At 46.8% G+C, this 19,209-nt stretch carries 16 protein-coding genes; 8 read left to right on the top strand and 8 right to left on the bottom strand.

Annotation, left to right across the window (positions count from 1 at the left end):
• Positions 1-96 precede the first annotated feature (96 nt).
• Entirely contained in the window at positions 97-558 is a 462-nt protein-coding gene (gene tnpA / locus GO755_RS10120) for an IS200/IS605 family transposase (RefSeq protein WP_157584618.1), read from the top strand.
• Between the two features lie 35 nt (positions 559-593).
• Here tnpA and GO755_RS10115 read toward each other — a convergent pair whose 3' ends face one another.
• A complete protein-coding gene (locus tag GO755_RS10115) occupies positions 594-1,355 on the bottom strand; it encodes a TssN family type VI secretion system protein (RefSeq protein ID WP_157584617.1) in 762 nt (253 codons plus the stop codon).
• 234 nt (positions 1,356-1,589) lie between these two features.
• Between GO755_RS10115 and GO755_RS10110 the strand changes: the two genes are divergently transcribed.
• Positions 1,590-2,423, top strand: coding sequence for an SdiA-regulated domain-containing protein (locus tag GO755_RS10110; RefSeq protein WP_157584616.1), 834 nt, complete (start codon positions 1,590-1,592; stop codon positions 2,421-2,423).
• 103 nt (positions 2,424-2,526) lie between these two features.
• Here the strand turns inward: GO755_RS10110 and GO755_RS10105 are convergent, their stop codons facing one another.
• Positions 2,527-3,753 (bottom strand): ABC transporter permease, encoded by a 1,227-nt coding sequence (locus tag GO755_RS10105; protein WP_157584615.1) that lies wholly within the window; start codon positions 3,751-3,753, stop codon positions 2,527-2,529.
• A 137-nt stretch (positions 3,754-3,890) separates the two neighbouring features.
• Between GO755_RS10105 and GO755_RS10100 the strand changes: the two genes are divergently transcribed.
• The 4 genes from GO755_RS10100 (at position 3,891) to GO755_RS10085 (ending at position 9,697) form a co-directional block, all read left to right on the top strand.
• On the top strand, positions 3,891-6,104 hold the full coding sequence (locus GO755_RS10100) for an ATP-binding protein (protein WP_227686915.1): 2,214 nt from the start codon (positions 3,891-3,893) through the stop codon (positions 6,102-6,104).
• A gap of 17 nt (positions 6,105-6,121) precedes the next feature.
• A complete protein-coding gene (locus GO755_RS10095; RefSeq protein WP_157584614.1) occupies positions 6,122-7,288 on the top strand; it encodes an exo-beta-N-acetylmuramidase NamZ family protein in 1,167 nt (388 codons plus the stop codon).
• A gap of 154 nt (positions 7,289-7,442) precedes the next feature.
• Complete coding sequence (gene guaA, locus GO755_RS10090) at positions 7,443-8,975, top strand: glutamine-hydrolyzing GMP synthase (protein ID WP_157584613.1); 1,533 nt, start codon at positions 7,443-7,445, stop codon at positions 8,973-8,975.
• Positions 8,976-9,148: 173 nt separating this feature from the next.
• The gene (locus GO755_RS10085; RefSeq protein WP_157584612.1) at positions 9,149-9,697 is read left to right on the top strand and encodes a DUF2911 domain-containing protein; all 549 of its coding nucleotides are present in this window, start codon (positions 9,149-9,151) and stop codon (positions 9,695-9,697) included.
• Between the two features lie 102 nt (positions 9,698-9,799).
• Here the strand turns inward: GO755_RS10085 and GO755_RS10080 are convergent, their stop codons facing one another.
• The 6 genes from GO755_RS10080 to GO755_RS10055 form a co-directional block, all read right to left on the bottom strand.
• Entirely contained in the window at positions 9,800-11,419 is a 1,620-nt protein-coding gene (locus GO755_RS10080) for an FAD-linked oxidase (protein WP_157584611.1), read from the bottom strand.
• Between the two features lie 27 nt (positions 11,420-11,446).
• A complete protein-coding gene (locus GO755_RS10075) occupies positions 11,447-11,806 on the bottom strand; it encodes a hypothetical protein (protein ID WP_157584610.1) in 360 nt (119 codons plus the stop codon).
• A gap of 210 nt (positions 11,807-12,016) precedes the next feature.
• Positions 12,017-12,379, bottom strand: a complete 363-nt coding sequence (locus GO755_RS10070; protein WP_157584609.1) for a YtxH domain-containing protein — start codon at positions 12,377-12,379, stop codon at positions 12,017-12,019.
• A 253-nt stretch (positions 12,380-12,632) separates the two neighbouring features.
• Positions 12,633-14,045: a phosphoglucosamine mutase gene (gene glmM / locus GO755_RS10065; protein ID WP_317165831.1), complete on the bottom strand. Its 1,413-nt coding sequence runs from the start codon at positions 14,043-14,045 to the stop codon at positions 12,633-12,635.
• 114 nt (positions 14,046-14,159) lie between these two features.
• Positions 14,160-14,990 (bottom strand): transglutaminase family protein, encoded by an 831-nt coding sequence (locus GO755_RS10060; protein WP_157584607.1) that lies wholly within the window; start codon positions 14,988-14,990, stop codon positions 14,160-14,162.
• A 63-nt stretch (positions 14,991-15,053) separates the two neighbouring features.
• Positions 15,054-15,791 carry a peptidase gene (locus GO755_RS10055; protein ID WP_157584606.1) on the bottom strand — a complete coding sequence of 246 codons (738 nt, stop codon included), beginning with the start codon at positions 15,789-15,791 and terminating at the stop codon, positions 15,054-15,056.
• A gap of 406 nt (positions 15,792-16,197) precedes the next feature.
• On the opposite strand from GO755_RS10055, the gene GO755_RS10050 reads away from it, so the two are divergent.
• Positions 16,198-16,728, top strand: a complete 531-nt coding sequence (locus tag GO755_RS10050; protein ID WP_227686914.1) for a hypothetical protein — start codon at positions 16,198-16,200, stop codon at positions 16,726-16,728.
• A gap of 168 nt (positions 16,729-16,896) precedes the next feature.
• A complete protein-coding gene (locus tag GO755_RS10045; RefSeq protein ID WP_157584605.1) occupies positions 16,897-19,206 on the top strand; it encodes a T9SS type A sorting domain-containing protein in 2,310 nt (769 codons plus the stop codon).
• Positions 19,207-19,209: the final 3 nt, after the last annotated feature.

The following is a 19,209-nucleotide window of genomic DNA, read 5'->3' as shown; positions in this document are numbered from 1 at the left end:
CCAGAGGGATGATCGATATTGTAACCCACTACTTCAGTAGTGATACATACACGATAACATAACCTAACAATCCCGTAGGGATGACCGATATAAATTATGGCAAATACCTATCATCAGGTCTACATTCAGGCCGTTTTTGCAGTTAAATACCGTGCGGCAATTATTGATAAAACCTGGCAAAACGACCTCTTTGCAGTGATTGGTAATTTGATCAATGAAACAGGCTGTCAAACGATTATCGTCAATGGCGTTGATGACCATGTTCACTGCTTTATCGGCCTAAAGCCAACTGTATCCATCTCGGAGTTAATGAAGGCTATCAAAGCTAAATCGCCAAAGTGGATAAATGAAACTGCTTTGGTGCCTTCGCGCTTTGAATGGCAGGGAGGATACGGAGCCTTTTCCTATAGCCGCTCACATATTGATAATGTGTACAGATATATTCAAAATCAGGCAGAGCACCATCAAAAACAGACGTTTCGGGAAGAGTATCTAAACTTTTTGAGAAAATTTGACGTGCCGTATGATGAACGATATATTTTTGAGGATTTAATCTGATTAACTGCTAGTATAGGTTTGATATTGGTCAGGTTTCATTCCGCTCGCATAGCCACAATCGTAGCATTGTCAGCTAAGTTGTTTTGATTGAAATCAAGCGCAGGGTCCAGATAGACAGGCCGTTGCCACCAGGCTGCTTTTTTTGTGAATACCCAGCCAAATGGCCGACCAGAGAGGTCTGTGTATTGAATCGGACTGGCGGGTGTTCGTTCGTTGTAGTCGTTGATGAACACCAGAAATAAATCTCCTAGACTCATGGCAACGGGCGCTTTCGCCTTGAAATTCGTAAAGTTGGGGTCGTTTGGGGTCTTCAGAAACTCGAACTGGATGACCAAAATCTTGGATAAATCGAGTAAGTCAAGATCAGGCATATCGCCATTGACGGGGTAATACCATTTTCGGTAATTAGCCAGAGGAATATCTCGATAATAGCGGTAAGCCTGTACGACTAAAAAGGGAATCAGGAAAGGCAACAAACTGGTTACAAAAGGCCAGCGGCCAGCCAGATAGCCCAGTTGTTGATACAGAATCAGTGTGAATGCCATGCCCAGCAAAAGCACGAGCAGGGTACCTAACAAGCCCATTCCAAATGCAGCAAATACGGCGGGAACAAAGCGAGGACTGATCCAGAGGTGAAGAATTCCGATGCCCAGGGCCAGTAGTTGCACCAAAAAATAATACCACTGAAAATTGGCGCCGTCGAGTGTGCCCGCAAAACCTGCTGCGCCCAGCAGCAGACCGACCACAATACCGTAAAGAAGCCCCGGAACTCGTTTTACGAAGGATATATTGGGCATTATTGGTAAAAATTATTGATCCTGGAGAAGTCGTTTTTGTTCGTATTGCAATATGGTCGAAAAATTAAAAGAACACACCAAAAAGTCAACGAAGGAGCAATAAAACTGGCAAATCGGCTTCTGTGGTCAAGCTTATTCCCAATGGTTAATGAGTAGCAGACTCAGAAAAACTACATTTTTGCGTGATATACCGAAACCAACGCCTACTTTTAGCGCAAACCTCATTCGTCGTTTATGAACCGCTTTTTCCTGAGTATAATGCTCTTCCTGGCCGGCTGTGGACCTTCGTCAAAAAAGAATGACAAACCCGAAGCTGGAACGCTTGCTCCCCCATTTAAACTGCCTTATCAACTAAATGCTCCTACCGAAAATTATAAACTACCCAAAGAGCTAACCGAAATATCGGGGCTGACTTATTTTAAGGATGACAAGCTACTTTGTGTGCAGGATGAAGAGGCTGTAGTGTATGTCTTCGATACAAAAAAAGGCAACATAGTAAAGGATTTCGGCTTTGGGGGCTATGGCGATTTTGAAGGGATCGAATACGTAAACGACGAAGTATACGTGCTCGAAAGCAATGGAAACCTGTTTCGTTTCAAGCCGGAATCGAAAGAGATTGGCAAAACTAAAACGGATTTGCCGAAGCATACTGAAGTAGAAGGACTAGGCTACGATCCCAAAACCAAGCGATTGTTGATTGCGGTTAAAGACGGCAAAGGCTCGAGCGACAAAGCCGTTTACTCATTCGACTTGCTGAACCGGGCTGTATTTAAAGATATGAGCCTGAACGACGAGCAGCTCAATGCTGCCGGTATTGACCCCAAAACATATAAACCTTCTGGCATTGCGGTACACCCAATAACGGGGGAGTGGTATATCCTGACCTCTGCTGGAAAACGCTTGCTAATCACCAGCCGACAGGCAAAAATCATCTACTCCGAGCCGCTCGACCCCAAGCAATTTCGTCAACCAGAAGGCATTTGTTTCGCTCCCAATGGAGACATGTTTATTTCCAGTGAAGGCGCTGGGAAGAAGGGCTATATTTTGAAGTTTGAGTATCGGAAATGAGACCGGGATTTAGCTGATTGGTGGATTGGCAGGGTTTTGTTTTCAACAATAACTGCAAACAAAATCCTACCAATCCACTAATCAGCTAAATCCCGGTTCAGAATCACTTCTTAAACGCCAGCGCCTTAACCGGCTGAATCCGATTAATGATAATTGTGGGAAGCCACAATACGAGGGCGATCAATAGAATAGTAGCTCCATTTAAGGTCAGAATGGTTGGCCAGTCCCAAACGATGGGGACATAGTTCATGAAATAGTTTTTGGGATCAAGTGGGATTAGCTTGAAACGGTCCTGAAGGAAGCAGATGCCAAGCCCAACCACATTGCCAATGACTAATCCCCAAACCACCATGTTTAGTCCGACAAACACAAACATGCGTCTGATAAGGGAATTGCGGCTGCCGAGAGCTTTCAGTAAACCAATCATGGGCGTGCGTTCCATCATTAGCACCAGCAGTACGGACACCATATTGAAGGAGGCAACGAATACAATCAGACCCAACAAAATGACCATGTTTCGGTCAAGCAGTACCATCCAGTCGAACAGTGGCCGATACTGATCCGTTACGCGCGTTAACCGCATGTCGGGGTCTATAAAATTTGACAGGGTATGCGCAGTTGGTTCCAGCTTCGCGAAGTCCTTAATGAAAATTTCGTAGCTCCCTACCGAATCGGGGCCCCAGTGGTTCAGGCGCTGAATGAGCCGAATATCGCCCAATGCAATGGTTTTGTCCACTTCTTCCAAACCGGTTTCATAGATACCTACCACCGTCATTTTACGAGCACGGGGCGGGTTACCCAGAAAATAGAGTGGTATGCTCTGCCCCACTTTTACCTGCAACTGGTTCGCCATATACTGACTCAGTAGCAGTTGCGTCGATCCGAATCCCGTATCGGCTCCAACAACCGGAACCGTCCCGGCTACCAACGACTCCCGAAACAGACTCCAGTCATAATCTTTACCAACCCCTTTCAGGACAACCCCCGTCAGTTCGTCGCTGGTTTTCAGTATACCGGCTTTCAGGGCAATTGCCTGAATATGCCGAATGCCCGGAAGGTGAGTGCTGTCGCGGTATAGATTGGTATGAAGCGGTAGAGCAGGTGATTCATACGACACATTATTGGTGAATTTGCTCACCTGCAAATGGGCACCGAACAGAAAAATCTTCTGCTGAATGGTATCCTTAAACCCAAATAGCACTGAAAAAGCTACGATCAGAATAGCTAAGCCAAGAGCTATGCTAGCGATACCTATGCGTGTGACAGTGGCCGAAAAGCTACCCTCGGGCGCGTGGCGGACTTTTCGGGCCAGAAAAACAGGAACGTTCAAAATAAGTCGTAAGTTGGTAAGTCGTCAAGTTGTAAGTTGGTAAATCGTCAAGTTGCTGTTACGACTCGACGACTTATCCATTCTTCTTTGTTCTGGTCTGTAAAAGTAAGAGTTTTACAGGATGCAATTTGCCATTAATGACTGTACTGCACACACAACGGATGTATTTATCTTCCTGTTCTAAATTATCCAGCATCTGGCTTACTCTGGTATTGGGTTTCGTGCTGATAACCGGTCATTCAGGCTTTGCCCAGATACACATCGGAGCCGATAGTCTCCTGGCTGATGGAATTCCCTTGCGTACTGGCTGGCGATGGCATTCAGGCAACAATCCAGCCTGGGCTAATCCTTCGTTCGATGATAGTCGTTGGGATACCATCCGTCCCAGTCGTAGTATAAATCGGCTAGGGCGCTTTAATCATGAGCCAATAGGTTGGTTCAGGTTGGCATTTACACTGGATTCAACAAGCGCACGTATACCGCTAGCTGCGGTAATTAATCAGGTAGGTGCGTCGGAACTCTATATTGATGGAGTACTTTGGCTGCGTCTGGGTCGGGTGGGATCGACGTACAGCGAGCAGGAAGCTTATATACCCATTGCCCGGAAGATTTATTCGCTTCCTCAACTGACGGCGGGTCGGCATGTACTGGCTGTCCGGCTGTCGCAGCAGCGCCCGCCCTGGTACATACCTAAGCTTATGTACTCGAATTACGCCGTATTCAAGATCAATTTGTTTTCTGCACAGCATATTACAGATGAAGTAAGTAAGCAGGTTTATATACAGGCGATTGGTAACTATCTGTTAGTCGGTATTTTTTTGATGTTAAGTGTAATTCACTTTATGTATTACACCTACCGCCGAAAACGGGTTAATCTGGTATTCGGGTTAACGCTACTAGCCGGTGCTTTTTGTGTTACTTTCATTGAACTACTGGGGCTTGTTAGTAACACTACCCTTGGCGAATGGGTCATTTTGGTACAGGGTGTGCTGATCTCGCTATTCATGTTTATGCTACTGGTGACCTATTACGAATACCTGGGGCAGCCGACTTCCTGGTTTCTGAAGACAGTCGCTTTGCTGCTATTCGCTCCCCGACTTATTGTCTATGTTTTCGAACCATCGAACGTTACGGCTATACTGTCAATTATCTCAATTATTGCTTTGTTTGCCGATGGTATCCGGGTGAATATTGAGGCCATCCGTGCCCATCGGACAAATGCCCGTTTTATGTTGACTAGTATTCTGGTTATGATCATGATTCTGATTGTTGGTGGTGCAGTAAGTGGATGGTTATCGAGCCGATATCTTGATTATGCGTTGTATGCCAATTCACTTACTAATCTGCTCTTTTTCCTGACATTACCGATCAGTTTTGCTATTATTCTCGCTCGCGAACATGCTCAGACAAATCGTAATTTAGAAGATCGATTAGTTGAGGTAGAGCAACTCTCGACCGAGAAGCAAGCCATTTTGACCGCCCAGAACTCATTCCTCGAACAGCAGGTAAATGAACGGACTGCCGAACTCACCCGCTCGCTTACCGATCTGCGCGAAACGCAACAACAACTCATTCAGCGCGAAAAAATGGCCAGCTTAGGGGAACTGACGGCTGGTATTGCCCATGAAATCCAAAATCCGCTCAACTTTGTCAATAACTTCGCCGAGGTGTCGAGCGAGTTGGTTCAGGAGATAAAAGAGGAGCGAAGGAATGAGTCGCGGGACGAAGAACTGGAAGCTGAAATTTTAGGTGACCTGGAACAGAACCTTGAAAAAATCAGCCATCATGGCGGGCGGGCATCTTCCATTGTCAGAGCTATGCTCGAGCATAGTCGAATCAGCACCGGCCAGCGGGAACCTACCGATTTGAATGAACTGGCTAACGAATATTTACGATTGTCTTATCATGGCCTACTGGCAAAGGATAAAAATTTCAATGTCCACCTAGTTACCCAATTCGATCCGACCATTAGTACAGTAACGCTAGTTGCGCAGGATGTTGGCCGAGTGTTCCTTAACCTATTCAATAATGCATTTTATGCCGTTCAGGAGCGCCAACGTACGGCTCCCGTAGGATATCAACCCACCCTTACAGTCAGTACACGGCAATTGGGCGAGGTCGTTGAAATTCGGGTAAGTGATAACGGAACAGGCATCCCTGAGTCGATTCAGCGAAAGGTGTTTCAGCCATTTTTTACGACAAAACCAACCGGGCAAGGCACGGGCCTTGGACTGTCGCTCAGTTATGACATTATTACGAAAGGGCACGGAGGAGAGTTTACGCTCGAAACCACCACGAGCGAAGGTACTACGTTCCTGATTCGACTACCTACTTCTCAAAAATCCATATGATACTTTACTCGTCGATTATGAAACATCTTAGGCTGGTCTTTGCCATTGTACTGCTGTCTATCTGTAACCTGCTTCCTGACGCCTATAGCCAACCGCTGCAAACCGGGGCCGATCAGATGACTATTTATTTGCCTGCCCTGGAAGGGAAGCGGGTTGGGATGGTCGTTAATCATACATCGCGGATAGGTCGTTCCCATTTGGTCGATAGTCTGATGGCACGGGGTATTACAATCAAAACAATCTTTGCGCCAGAGCATGGTTTCCGAGGGCAGGCTACCGATGGCGAGCAAATCAATAGCGCACGTGATCCTCGTACGGGCATTATGATCACGTCACTCTACGGTAAAAACTACAAACCGACACCTAAACAGATGGATTCGCTGGATGTCGTCGTCTTTGACATTCAGGATGTTGGCGCCCGGTTCTACACCTATACAAGCACCATGCAGTATGTAATGGAAGCCTGCGCCGAAGCCAATAAGCCCATGATCGTGCTCGACCGCCCGAATCCCAATGGGCATTATGTCGATGGACCTGTGCTAGAGTCGAAATTCAAATCATTTGTTGGCTTAAATCCAATTCCTGTGGTCTATGGACTCACCATTGGCGAACTAGCCCGGATGATTAACGGCGAAGGCTGGCTGGCCGGGTCGAAAACGTGTCCATTAACGGTAGTGCCGCTCAAAAACTACACACACCAAACCCCCTACACATTGCCCATACCACCTTCGCCTAACCTACCTAATCAACAGGCTGTTTTGCTGTATCCTTCGCTTTGTTTCTTTGAAGGCACCGTTGTGAGCGTTGGACGTGGAACGGATAAGCAGTTTCAGGTCATTGGTTCGCCCTACACGAAATATGGTTCGTATACGTTCACCCCTGTCGACAAACCCGGTGCGGTTAATCCACCCCTGGAAGGGCAGCTCTGTTATGGTCTGGATTTGTCAAAAGCAACAATCCAGAAAGAAGGCCTAATGCTGGGCTATTTCTTTGATTTCTTCAACCGGGCTTCGGATAAAAGCAAGTTTTTCCTGGCCAACAACGGCATCGACCGGTTAGCTGGTACCGATCAATTACGGCTGCAACTACTGGCGGGTGTTTCGGAGGCCAAGATCCGCCAAAGCTGGCAACCCGCGCTGGATGCGTATAAAATCATGCGGAAAAAGTACCTGTTGTATCCGTAAACGTGTGCTGAAATTTTGATAAATAGAAGCCCTTGAGATACACAGCGAAAATGCCAAAATCCTCCATGAAACTCAGGGGCTTCTCTGTGTATCTCTGTGTCACAGCTTTTGCGTATCGAAAAATGCTCTAACTTTGCATTTTAGAGACCTATACATGGCCACCGAACAAATTCTGATTCTGGATTTCGGTTCGCAGTATACCCAACTCATAGCCCGCCGGGTACGCGAACTGAACGTTTATTGCGAAATCCATCCGTACAATCACCTCCCTACAATTACGCCCGATGTGAAGGGCATCATTCTCTCAGGTAGTCCTTCGTCTGTTCGCGACGCTGATGCACCCGAGGTACATTTGGCTGCTTTCCGGCATAAACTGCCCATTTTGGGCGTTTGCTACGGAGCACAATTGCTGGCACATACCAGTGGGGGAGAAGTAAAAGCATCGTCCATCCGCGAATATGGCCGGGCTAAACTCGGTACTGTCAACGCCGAAAATCCGCTTCTGAAAGGAATCGATCAGCACTCGCAGGTGTGGATGTCGCACGCGGATACGATTACGAGCGTTCCTGAAAATTTCAAGATTATTGCCTCGACCGATACCGTCCGGGTGGCGGCTTTTCAGGTTGAGGGCGAACAAACCTACGGCATTCAGTTTCACCCCGAAGTAACGCACTCGCTACAGGGTAAAACGGTGCTTCATAACTTCGTTGTCGATATTTGCGGTTGCGCGCAGGACTGGACTGCTGAGTCATTTGTGGAAACAACGGTAGCGCAGTTGAAACAAAAAATTGGCGACGATAAAGTGGTGTTGGGCCTGTCAGGCGGAGTCGATTCGTCGGTGGCAGCTATGCTGATTCACCACGCTATCGGCAAGAATCTGTACTGCATTTTTGTGGATAACGGGGTGCTCCGAAAAGATGAATTCTCGGGCGTATTAGAATCCTATAAAACACTGGGCCTGAACGTGAAAGGGGTTGATGCCAAAGAGCAATTTTATACCGCACTCGCTGGCCTGACCGACCCCGAAGCTAAACGGAAAGCCATCGGTAAAACCTTTATCGACGTGTTCGACCACGAAGCGCATCTGATCGAGGGTGTATCGTGGCTGGGACAAGGAACCATCTATCCCGACGTCATCGAGTCGGTATCGGTGAAAGGGCCTTCGGCAACGATCAAATCTCACCACAATGTGGGTGGTCTGCCCGATTTCATGAAGCTTAAAGTGGTAGAACCACTCAATACCCTTTTCAAAGACGAAGTACGGTTGGTAGGGAAGAGCCTGGGCTTACCCGACGCCATTCTGGGACGGCACCCATTCCCCGGACCAGGGCTGGCGATCCGTATTTTGGGCGATATCACCCCCGAGAAAGTGGAGATTCTGCAACAGGTCGATGCACTGTTCATTGACGGCCTGAAACGGGAGGGTTTATATGACAAAGTATGGCAGGCCGGCGCAATGTTGTTACCTGTACAGTCAGTGGGTGTCATGGGCGATGAACGGACATACGAACGAGTTGTAGCCCTACGTGCCGTAACAAGTGTCGATGGTATGACCGCCGACTGGGCTCATTTACCCTATGAATTTCTGGCCGATGTATCCAATGAAATTATTAACCGCGTAAAAGGGGTTAACCGCGTTGTATACGATATCTCCTCGAAACCACCCGCTACCATCGAGTGGGAGTAAACAGATTCTTGGTTTTCGAAGTACGATTTTATGAACCGCCCGATGCTGGAAACAGTGTCGGGCGGTTTGTTTTTGGCGAGAGTTTGCTATTCGCTAAATAAACTTGTCAGCTAATCAAGGTTTTAAAATCAATTGCCTACTTTTAGCGACTAATGCCTAACTTTTTGATTACTATGAAAACTGCACAAATTAACCGGATCATGGCAATGACGCTGGCCGGTGTATTCATGACAATGATGAGCTTTGCACAGGGAGACAAATCAACCCGACCAAGCCCGCCAGCAACGGCCAGCGGGAAAATTAATGGGGCAACCATTACCATCAACTACAGTAGCCCATCGGTGAAAGGGCGGCAGGTTTGGGACCCTAGCGGTACGCTGGCTCCTTATGGAAAAGTGTGGCGGGCCGGTGCAAATGAAGCAACCATCTTTGAAACCGACAAAGAAATTAAAGTAGACGGTAAGCCTTTGCCTGCCGGAAAGTATAGCCTCTTTGCTATTCCTGATCAGAAGGAATGGAAATTTATCTTCAATTCACAAACCGGCCAATGGGGTATCAAACGAGGTGGAGAGGCTAACCGCGATCCAGCTAACGATGTCCTGACTGTGTCGGCAAAGCCAGCTAAATCATCATCGATGAACGAGCGACTGGTGTATGATGTGACAGGTAAAGCCGTTGTTTTGAAATGGGAGAATGTGGAAGTGCCACTTTCTATTAAGTAAGCGTTTTAACGCAGAGATAGGGAGTAAAAAAAGAGACCCGCAGAGAAAATATAACTCTGCGGGTCTCTTTTTTTACTCCCTATCTCTGCGTTAAAACCTAATTTACGCAATCGGGCTGTCTATCGCTATACCCAGGTTCAAGCCGCATTTTTCCATAAACTCATTGGTAAATACCGCTCGTGTTGGCGCATCTACCAATTGATGGCGGGCCTTGAGCCAGGAATCAACGGAAGTATCGGTATACATCTGCCGGAGACGATTCGGTGTGAGTCCAAAGTTGAGCTTCCCCCAGTGCATTGTGTATGGTATACCTTCGGCTTCGAGTGCATTCCAGACACGCTCTAAAAACTGATTTGTCAGTGTTGATTCGATGCCATCGAGTTCCAGAACACAGGTTATCGGGAATCGGGTGAAGCCTAAAGTGGCCGATGTCTTTTTTACCCATCGAAGGCCCAGAACACCCGGAAAAGCTGACTGCTTGTTCAATTCAATTATTTTTTCCAACACGCGTGGGCTATCTCTTGAATCCATGCCGATAGCGGCACTGGCGGCTTTACCCCGAATATCCGTTGGCGGAAAAAAATCCATCATCGTACCCACCCAACCGTTCGTTTGCTCTTTTGCCGCCGGATAGAGTTGGTTAACCAGGAAAGGCACTAACTGACTGGGGCGAAGCAGATCCAGCACTTTTTGCATAAGCCCCAGAGTATCATCTCCATAAATAAAATCAGGTTTGGGCGGTGGAGGCACAGCCTGGTCGGGCTTCGTAGTATGCTTATAGAGTATTCTGACAAACGCGCCCTGGTTCTTATCAGCTCCCGTCAGGTCAAACTGATGTGGATTGACCATCAACTGGAAATGATATGGTTTTTCGGGCGCTGAATTGGCGGGAAGAGGGGGCGTAAATTGATCGGCAATGCCTGAGAAATCACAACGGGTCATCGCTTTTTTCAATGCATCGGTATATGGAACTGAATCCACGCTGTACGATTTTAGCCAGAATAAGTTCTCAACGTCAAGCAGCACGCCATGAATAAAGCCGAACGAACCAAAACTTACCAGAACGGCATTAAATAAGTCGTCATCCCGTAATACCTCCGAAATACCCAGGTTATCGGTAAAGTTGGATTTGGTAACCGGATTGGACGCCCGTTCGAGCCAGACGTGGCGGTCGGGGCCGCAAATAAGGTGTATACCAAGAACCGTGTCCTGCACAGCGCCGAAATCGAAGGCGGCCCCATGAGTACCCGTCGACATTGCTCCGACGATGGTTTGACCATTACTGGCTCCCGATGCTCGTACCGATTTCTTGCTCTCTTCGAGCATTTGCTCAATAATATGGACTGTTAAGCCACATTCTGTAAAAAACAGATTGCTGGCCAATTTCCCTTGAGCCAGATAAGCAGGATCGATAGATGCAGTGCGAAGGCCGAAAGTCGTTGTTAACGCATTCGCATCAATCATACCGCCGTTGGTGACGCCTACTTTGGTAAATGACCAGTTTTTACCAATGGCTCGCATGCGCAGGCCGTTGTCGATACCATAGCGGATTAACCACTGGAAATTAGCTGTAGTTTGTCGGTATGCGCCCCGTAAATCAGCTGGTACAGTTGGAATCCGTAGCTTGAACGACGCATTTGGGGTTAGTGGCTGGGTGAAATTTTGGTGTTTATTGGTTAGTTCGTGAACGTCCAATAACTCAAGTCCGTTGGGCAGATTCATAAGGAGAACGTGTTTAGGTGGGGATAATCAGAGAGAATCTCGTTGCGGAACATAGGGGGCACAGCACCAGCGCACCTGCCGTTTATTAACGATGCCGAGGGTAATCGTTGAGAGCATATAATGCGCAAATGTGGATTTTACCGTAATGCCGTTGAGGTGATTAAAGCGTGGATCGCAGGGTGGTTTAAGATCGACCGGCTGTTTAAATCCCCAGAAGTAAGCTGTTACGGTTTTCTGCGAATAAGATACTCCTTCAGGTGTGTCACAATCAGGTTCAGTCATGACTCGGGTAGTGATGCAACCGGGAAGCATGGTCATGAGCAGAATCAGACTCATCCACCGACCAATGGAGCGAGTAAAACCTACGTGTGTTGGTAGGACTATCATAGTTGAATGGTTTAGGTATGGTCATCTTTATAAAAGGTACACTATTTATAAGTTCAGTAGTTAACTCATTGAGGGAACGGTAATTAGTTTATAAAAAAGCGAGCTCACGTCAATAAAACGAGTAGCCATTAATGGCTACTCGTTTTATTGACGTGAGCTCGCTCACCTAAAAAATGGGTGAATAGAATCTTATGTGGTTTGCATAACTATTTAGTTAAGCTTCAGCGCGTCTTCAGCATGATTAATTCCTGCTTTGGCCGAAGATGCCGCATCGTTAACTTTGTTATTATAGGCTGTTTTTGCCCGATCCTGTTTCTCGCTGACAGCAGATTTCGTTTCGTTCTTGTATTTATCAAAAATCTCCTCAGCTTTACCAGCATACTGATCGGCTTTTGCTTCGGCTTTACCTGTCAATCGATCTATCTGAGATTTCACCTGATTGACCCCTTCTTCCCACTGATCCTGTAAATCGTTGGCACCCTTCGTTAATTTTTCGCGGGTGTCTTTGCCGCTTCGGGGCGCTGTTAAATAACCAATGGCTAAACCTGCTAGTACTCCTCTAAGAAAGCTCATAATCTTATTTGTTTTGAATTCGTTCTGGGATTTGTCATATCTATGTAAAAAAGTGTGCCATACACTTTGTTGGTAATTGAAGTTTCTGATAATGAGAAGTTTACTGTTTTTGTAGAGTTGATCGGAATACATTAGAAAAGCATTTCTGAGTATTTTATTCTACAAGTTAGGGGCTACCTGTGGTCGTTAGCTAACAAAAAGAGCCACTACTTCTGTAGCGGCTCGATAGAATAGATTGTTACAAAAAGAGAGTTTAACGGTTCTCCGCAAGCACCTCTCGAATGTCGTCGATGATTTTCCCCGCAAGGTAATCGGCGGTTGCCAGCGTGTCTGATTCAGAATAGATTCGAATAATTGGCTCCGTATTCGACTTGCGCAGGTGAACCCACTCTTTATCGAATTCAATTTTGACACCATCGATCGTATTGATTGGATTGCGGGCATACTTGGCCTGAATCCGATCTAATACGGCATCGACGTTAATATCGGGAGTGAGTTCGATTTTATTTTTAGAGATATAATAGTTGGGGTAAGTCCGGCGCAGCATAGAGGCCGACTTGCCCGACTTGGCCAAATGAGTCAGGAATAAAGCAATACCAACCAATGCATCACGACCGTAGTGAAGTTCAGGATAAATAATGCCCCCGTTACCTTCGCCACCAATGACAGCATTTTTTTCTTTCATCATCTCGACTACGTTCACCTCGCCTACGGCCGATGCTGAATGTTGACCACCATATTTCTGGGTCACATCGCGAAGGGCAATCGTGCTCGACATGTTCGATACGGTATTATTGGCTCTGGTACTTCCAGCAGGATTATTTTTTAAGACGTAATCGGCCACCGCCACCAATGTATATTCTTCGCCAAAAGGGGAACCATCTTCGCAAATCAACGCCAGACGATCAACGTCAGGATCGACAACAATGCCAAGATCCGCCTTGCCTTTGTTCATCTCTTTGATAATGTCACGAAGATTTTCGGGAAGAGGTTCTGGATTATGCGCAAAATTACCTGTTGGTTCACAGTGGAGTTTGGTAATTTGTTCCACCCCAAGTGCTTCTAACAGCATCGGAACCGCCAGGCCACCCGTCGAATTGACCGCATCGACAACAAGCCGAAAGTTTCGTCCGGCAATCGCATCCCGATCAACTAAAGGTAACGCCAAAATCTGGTCGATATGCTTTTGCAACCAGGTTGAATCAGAACGGTACTGACCTAACTTACGAACTTCGGCAAATTCGAATGACTCTGCTTCAGCAATTGCCAGTACGTCGGCTCCATCCTGAGCCGAAATAAATTCACCGGCTTCGTTGAGGAGTTTAAGGGCATTCCACTGAATGGGATTATGGCTGGCAGTCAGAATAATACCACCCGCAGCCCCTTCACTTGGCACGGCCATTTCAACTGTAGGCGTTGTCGACAGGCCAAGATCAAGTACACTTAAGCCCAGCCCTTGTAGGGTAGCTGCTACTAATTTGGAAACCATTTCGCCTGATAACCGACCATCACGTCCTATCACAACAGTTTGCCTTTCTGGACTGCGTTTCCGAAGCCATTGGCCAAAGGCAGCTGTAAATTTGACTACATCTAAAGGGGTCAGTCCGTCTCCACTGCGCCCCCCAATTGTTCCTCGAATACCGGAAATAGACTTAATTAATGCCACTTGATGGGTTGGATAAATGTTTTTGGTTAACGTTGTAAAGATAGTCAATAGTTGTGGTCCACCGTTGCGGATAGTGAATTGTAGAGAGTAAAGTACAGATGACGATCGACTAGTTTAGACAAACACCAACTCTGCCCGAAGCCTGGAATTAGTCTGGCCAATAAATGTACCGCTGATGGGAGCTGCCAGTTCAGGTTTGGCGGTTGACGTCAAAAAAATATGCCGATTTACCACAAACGATCCCTCTGTAGGATCAAAACCACGCCAGCCTGCACCGGGTAAATACACCTCTACCCAGGCATGAAGCTGATGTTCCTGCTGTGGATTACCAAACAGATAGCCGCTCACGAATCGGGCAGCAATACCCAAACTCCGGGAGGCAGCCATAAATAAGGTCGTATAATCCCGACAGGAGCCTTTTCGAAGTGTTAAGGTTTGTTCAGGCGGAAACGGGGCACCATGCTCACGGATCTCGTAGGTAAATTGTCGGATCGCCTGGTTCAATGCGATCAGAAAGGCCGTCGTCTGCCAGCCTGCATTGGCCGCTAGTTGACGCGCCCAGTGCTCAACACGTTCAGAAATGCCCACACGCTCCAGATACGGGTAGAGCAATTCCTCCTGTGCTTTTGGATACCGAAAGGGTATACGCTGCGTTTCGAAAGGGAACAGGACGAAATCGAACGAGTTAAACTCGTCGGACTGAAGCTCTATATCGACACAAACGTTCAGATAAGAGGTTGGGTGATTAAAGTATACGACCTGTTGTACGTTCCCTTCTACATCGATATTCCGCACGATTCGCGCCGGCTTCGGATCAATTACTAGTTCATAGGCTAACAGCCGCTGATACGGATACATTCGTGGATATAGGTAAAGCGTTTGCGGACCTAAAGCCACGGGTATATCATAGGTGTACTCGGATTTGTGCCGAACGTGAAGGTGCATGAGAGGAGAATTATGAATGATAAATTATGAATTGACCTGTCACCATTCATCATTCATAATTCATCATTTATTTACCGCGCGGACTTTCTCGAAAATGGGGTCCATCCAGTAGGAGGGTAATTTGCGGACTGAGTTGCTTAATAAAGCACTCCATTGGTGTGATACTTCATCCATATCTTCTTTTTCAAGTCGATATTCGGTCATGTGGAAACTGTTTTTAGGATAGATAACCACATCTAACGGATAATCGACATCATTGGCACTAACACGCGTCGCATCGAAAGCCAGGAATCCTATTTTAAGGGCGTCCTGTAGACTAGATTCGTACGATAAATTTCTGAATAACAGTGGTTTGCCATAACCAGAGTTGCCAATAATTTTAAACGGAGATCCCTGATCAACTTCCACCCAGTTTCCTTCTGGATACAGCATATATAATTTATGCTCGTTGTCGTCTTCCAGCTGACCACCTACAATTGCATTCAGGTTGAAATTCAGTCCGTTCGCAATGATCGACGATTTATCTTCCTGAGCAACTCGCTTCACCTGTTCACCAAAAGCGTTAACCGCTTTATACAGCTTATTGAATGAACGATCCTGATCGGTAAGAACCTCACTAAAATAGGTAATGGCCTTATCGCGAACAGAGCGCAGACCGGAGGTCATGATAAACAGCGAGTGATTTTCGACTTCATGAACCGAAATTTTTCGATTCGATGATACTTCTGAGCCGGAAGTCAACCGTCTGTCGGCGATGGCAACTAAGCCCGATGCAACTTTAACGCCTAAACAATATGTCATTCGATACAGTGGGAAATCAGGGGCGTCCACTTCGGGAGCATCTGGGTATTAAACCAGACAAATATACAGGTTACCCCCGTTTTTGTTCGATTTAGCGGGGGCTTTTCTCAAAAAATGCTGCTGTGTGCTATCGAATTGCCATAGAAAAATGCCCTCCATAATGGCTAAAAAAGCCTTTTTAGGCTATTTGTAAGCCTTTAATGAACCTGTTTATAAATGCTGTTCGCTCATAAATGCCGGAGTATATTAGCATAAATTTACGACCTCTGTCAGGTTATCAAAGCGAATTGTACTGGTGCTATCTGCCAGTCGGAAACGTAACTGAGTCAATAACTAATTTGACTACCATGCACGGCTTTTTGGGTACGAAAGGTTTGTTTTTGGGAAAGGTTTGTGTTACTTTGGCATGCAGAAGGTAATCATTCCCCCTGCCCGTTTTGCGATGAACTTTGACGACGAAGACGACGACGATAGCTTCCTGGATTGGGATGGCTTTGATGAGGATTATGATCCTGAAGAAGCGCGTGCCGAGATGGAGGCAGAAAATCGGCGTATCAAGAATTTGCCCATCCTGCGGAAAGCGAATGAATTGATGGAGCTGACTCAGGCCATTGTCGAAACCATCAATAAAGAGGAAGACGTGCTGATGATGCACGAGCAGATGTTGGCGAATGCCATGATGCTGGCCCCAAAGATTGTTGGAGCTGAAGGAGGAGATTTATATACTCTCCGGATGGAAAATGCGGTGATTATTAAAATGCACGCCCGCGAACTACTCGCCCAAACGTCCTATTGCAAAGCCGAAAAACTGGCAGCTACAGCTTATTTAAATGTACTTCGCGAAGAAATTGAGCAGTTCCGACTTCTATTTGTTGAATGGGTAAATGGATTTGATAAAGATAATGATGCCCCAGACGATTGGGGGTTGTTTTATTAAACCTGCCTGAATACTAGGTTTGTCTCGCTCTGCCAGTAAGAATCATACACTTCACCTGCACTTACCCATAAGATAAATTGTATTCAGTTAACCTATAATACTTTCTCTGTAGCATAGGTTTCCTAGCTGATCGGACTATATTTGTTTGTTAGCTATGATTGCCTGAGTATGCCAAAGTATATACAATGTAGGAGTTGGTTTCTAGAGAATATTGGCAGAAATATTGGATTTCTGCTATTAGGATTAATTGGTTTCATAAGTCCTGTTCTGGCTCTCAATATCCCTGCCGCTCCTTCTGCTTTAACCCTTACTGTTAGCTCGGCAACTGTTTGTGCCGGAACCAGTACAAGCCTTACTGTATCAGGTTGCCCTGCAAATGGGGCTGTGCGCTGGTCAACCGCACAAACGGGAAATGTGATCGCCGTCGCCCCGAAACAATCGACGACTTACACCGCTATCTGCGAGGTCACCAGCACGTCTGCTACCAGCTCGACGGCCACCAGTTCCACTGGTATCGTTACAACTACAACGACGGCTACTGCCACTGTGCAGGTTTATTCTCCCATTCTGCTAACCACCGAGACCCAATCTCCGTTTTGTAATGGTGGTAACGATGGAGTAATACTTGTTAATACGAGTGGGGGAGAGGGCTTACTACACTATCAGCTGGATAACCAACCCTTTAAAGATCTCAACGTTTTTGGTAATCTGAAGGCAGGAACCTATTCCGTTACGGTAAAAGATACAAAGGCCTGTACTGCGCAAACGGCTGTTGAAGTTAAACAACCACCAGCAATCATTGTCAGCACAACAATCATTAACACCAAATGTGTGGGTGGGGGCGATGGTGCCCTGATTGCCTCTGCTATTGGTGGGGTAGGCGATTATCGCTATGCAATTCAAGGTCTCACGGAACCACAGACAACGGGTACATTTATTAACCTGGTCGCAAATACGACCTATACTGTCATTGTTTCAGACAAAAATAACTGTGTCGTTTATCAGCCAGCCACTATTGGGCAACCAGCCCCTTTCGCGATTAAACTAACTCCCACCCCAACTCGGTGCGTTGGTACAGCAGATGGGAGCGTAACGGTTCAGGCTTCTGGAGGATCAGGGGCCTATAAATACCAGCTTGGAAATGGGCCTTTTCAGACCGGAACTCAGTTTACAGGATTAGCAGCAAGTACATACGAAATTACGGTTCAGGATGCCATTGGCTGTCTGGGTAAACAAAGCACAACAATTGGGCAGCCCGCTCCACTTACACTAACGGCTGTTTCGAAGCCTGTTGGTTGCCTTAATCCCGCCAGCGGTGCTATCATGATGACATCTGCGGGTGGAACAGGTGCCGTAACCTATCAGATTGTAGCCGGTACCATTCCTCAAAGTAGTAGCGTGATTAGCGGGGTTGCTGTGGGAAACTACACCGTCATCGGAACCGACGCTAATGGATGTACAAGCCTGGCATCGGTAACCGTCGGAAAAGTTGATCCACTAAAAGCGCAGGCGGCAGCTATTCCGGCTACCTGCTGTACCTGTCCAACGGGGGCAGTCAATTTGACCAGTACGGGTGGTACGGGCACAGGCCAGCAATATCAGATTATTGGTCAGGCGTACCAGGCCGCGAGTCAGATTAGTCACTTGCCACCCAATACATATCGCCTTCGTGTACAGGACGATGGTGGGTGTGCTGATTCTGTTGTAGCGACCGTGACAAACATGAATGCTCTTACGCTGTCGACGGGTACGATCAAGAATGTTTCCTGTTCGGGTGGGCATGATGGAGAAGCTACAGTTCAGATCGCTGGTGGGGCAAAACCATTTACTGTTTACTGGCAAACCGACCATCGAGATACGCTGAAAACAGTCACCGCGAGTCAGACTTCGTTGTCGGAGGGTACGTATACGGTGAGTGTTCGGGACAGTAATCGATGCACAACCAGTACTGTGTTTGTATCGTTAACAGCGCTAAACCCTACACCGCCTAAACCAACTGTTAGCCAGGTAGCCAATAGTACGTTGGTGGTCGATCAAACGTCAGGAATACAATGGTACGTTAGCACGGGTAGTACATCGGGTTCCGCAGTGTCAAACGCTAATGGGTCTACATTAATACCGTTTGCGAGTGGTCAGTATTATGTTGTTGTGACGGTTAATGGATGCCCATCGCCCCCGTCGGATGCGATAAATTTTATACTAACGGCTTTAAATGAACCGGTTGCGCCCTTGTCTGTTCGGGTAGTGCCTAACCCAATTATAGACCGACTCCGACTGGAGATCGAGCAACCTGAGCGATCGGCCGTGCAGATTCACTTATTGGATGCATCAGGTCGAGCAGTCAGGTCGTATCTAATACCAGCCTTTACGGGTAAAAAACAGGCAGAATGGCCGATAGAAGGCATTTCGACAGGTTTTTATCTCCTCAAAGTCTCTGCTGAGTCAAGGCAGTCAGTACTACGGGTAGCGGTGGAATAATAT

Origin of the sequence: Spirosoma arboris, from assembly GCF_009754945.1 — a bacterium.
Taxonomy (GTDB): domain Bacteria; phylum Bacteroidota; class Bacteroidia; order Cytophagales; family Spirosomataceae; genus Spirosoma; species Spirosoma arboris.
This window is presented reverse-complemented; position numbering and strand designations above follow the sequence as displayed.

Bases quoted from the DNA above. Each gene is read 5' to 3' on its own strand.
- GO755_RS10100 (WP_227686915.1), top strand. From the start codon at position 3,891: ATGACTGTACTGCACACACAACGGATGTATTTATCTTCCTGTTCTAAA.
- GO755_RS10115 (WP_157584617.1), bottom strand. From the start codon at position 1,355: ATGCCCAATATATCCTTCGTAAAACGAGTTCCGGGGCTTCTTTACGGT.
- GO755_RS10070 (WP_157584609.1), bottom strand. From the start codon at position 12,379: ATGAGCTTTCTTAGAGGAGTACTAGCAGGTTTAGCCATTGGTTATTTA.
- GO755_RS10060 (WP_157584607.1), bottom strand. From the start codon at position 14,990: ATGCACCTTCACGTTCGGCACAAATCCGAGTACACCTATGATATACCC.
- GO755_RS10045 (WP_157584605.1), top strand. From the start codon at position 16,897: ATGCCAAAGTATATACAATGTAGGAGTTGGTTTCTAGAGAATATTGGC.
- guaA (WP_157584613.1), top strand. From the start codon at position 7,443: ATGGCCACCGAACAAATTCTGATTCTGGATTTCGGTTCGCAGTATACC.
- GO755_RS10095 (WP_157584614.1), top strand. From the start codon at position 6,122: ATGAAACATCTTAGGCTGGTCTTTGCCATTGTACTGCTGTCTATCTGT.
- GO755_RS10055 (WP_157584606.1), bottom strand. From the start codon at position 15,791: ATGACATATTGTTTAGGCGTTAAAGTTGCATCGGGCTTAGTTGCCATC.
- GO755_RS10085 (WP_157584612.1), top strand. From the start codon at position 9,149: ATGAAAACTGCACAAATTAACCGGATCATGGCAATGACGCTGGCCGGT.
- GO755_RS10110 (WP_157584616.1), top strand. From the start codon at position 1,590: ATGAACCGCTTTTTCCTGAGTATAATGCTCTTCCTGGCCGGCTGTGGA.
- GO755_RS10075 (WP_157584610.1), bottom strand. From the start codon at position 11,806: ATGATAGTCCTACCAACACACGTAGGTTTTACTCGCTCCATTGGTCGG.
- tnpA (WP_157584618.1), top strand. From the start codon at position 97: ATGGCAAATACCTATCATCAGGTCTACATTCAGGCCGTTTTTGCAGTT.
- GO755_RS10050 (WP_227686914.1), top strand. From the start codon at position 16,198: ATGCAGAAGGTAATCATTCCCCCTGCCCGTTTTGCGATGAACTTTGAC.
- GO755_RS10080 (WP_157584611.1), bottom strand. From the start codon at position 11,419: ATGAATCTGCCCAACGGACTTGAGTTATTGGACGTTCACGAACTAACC.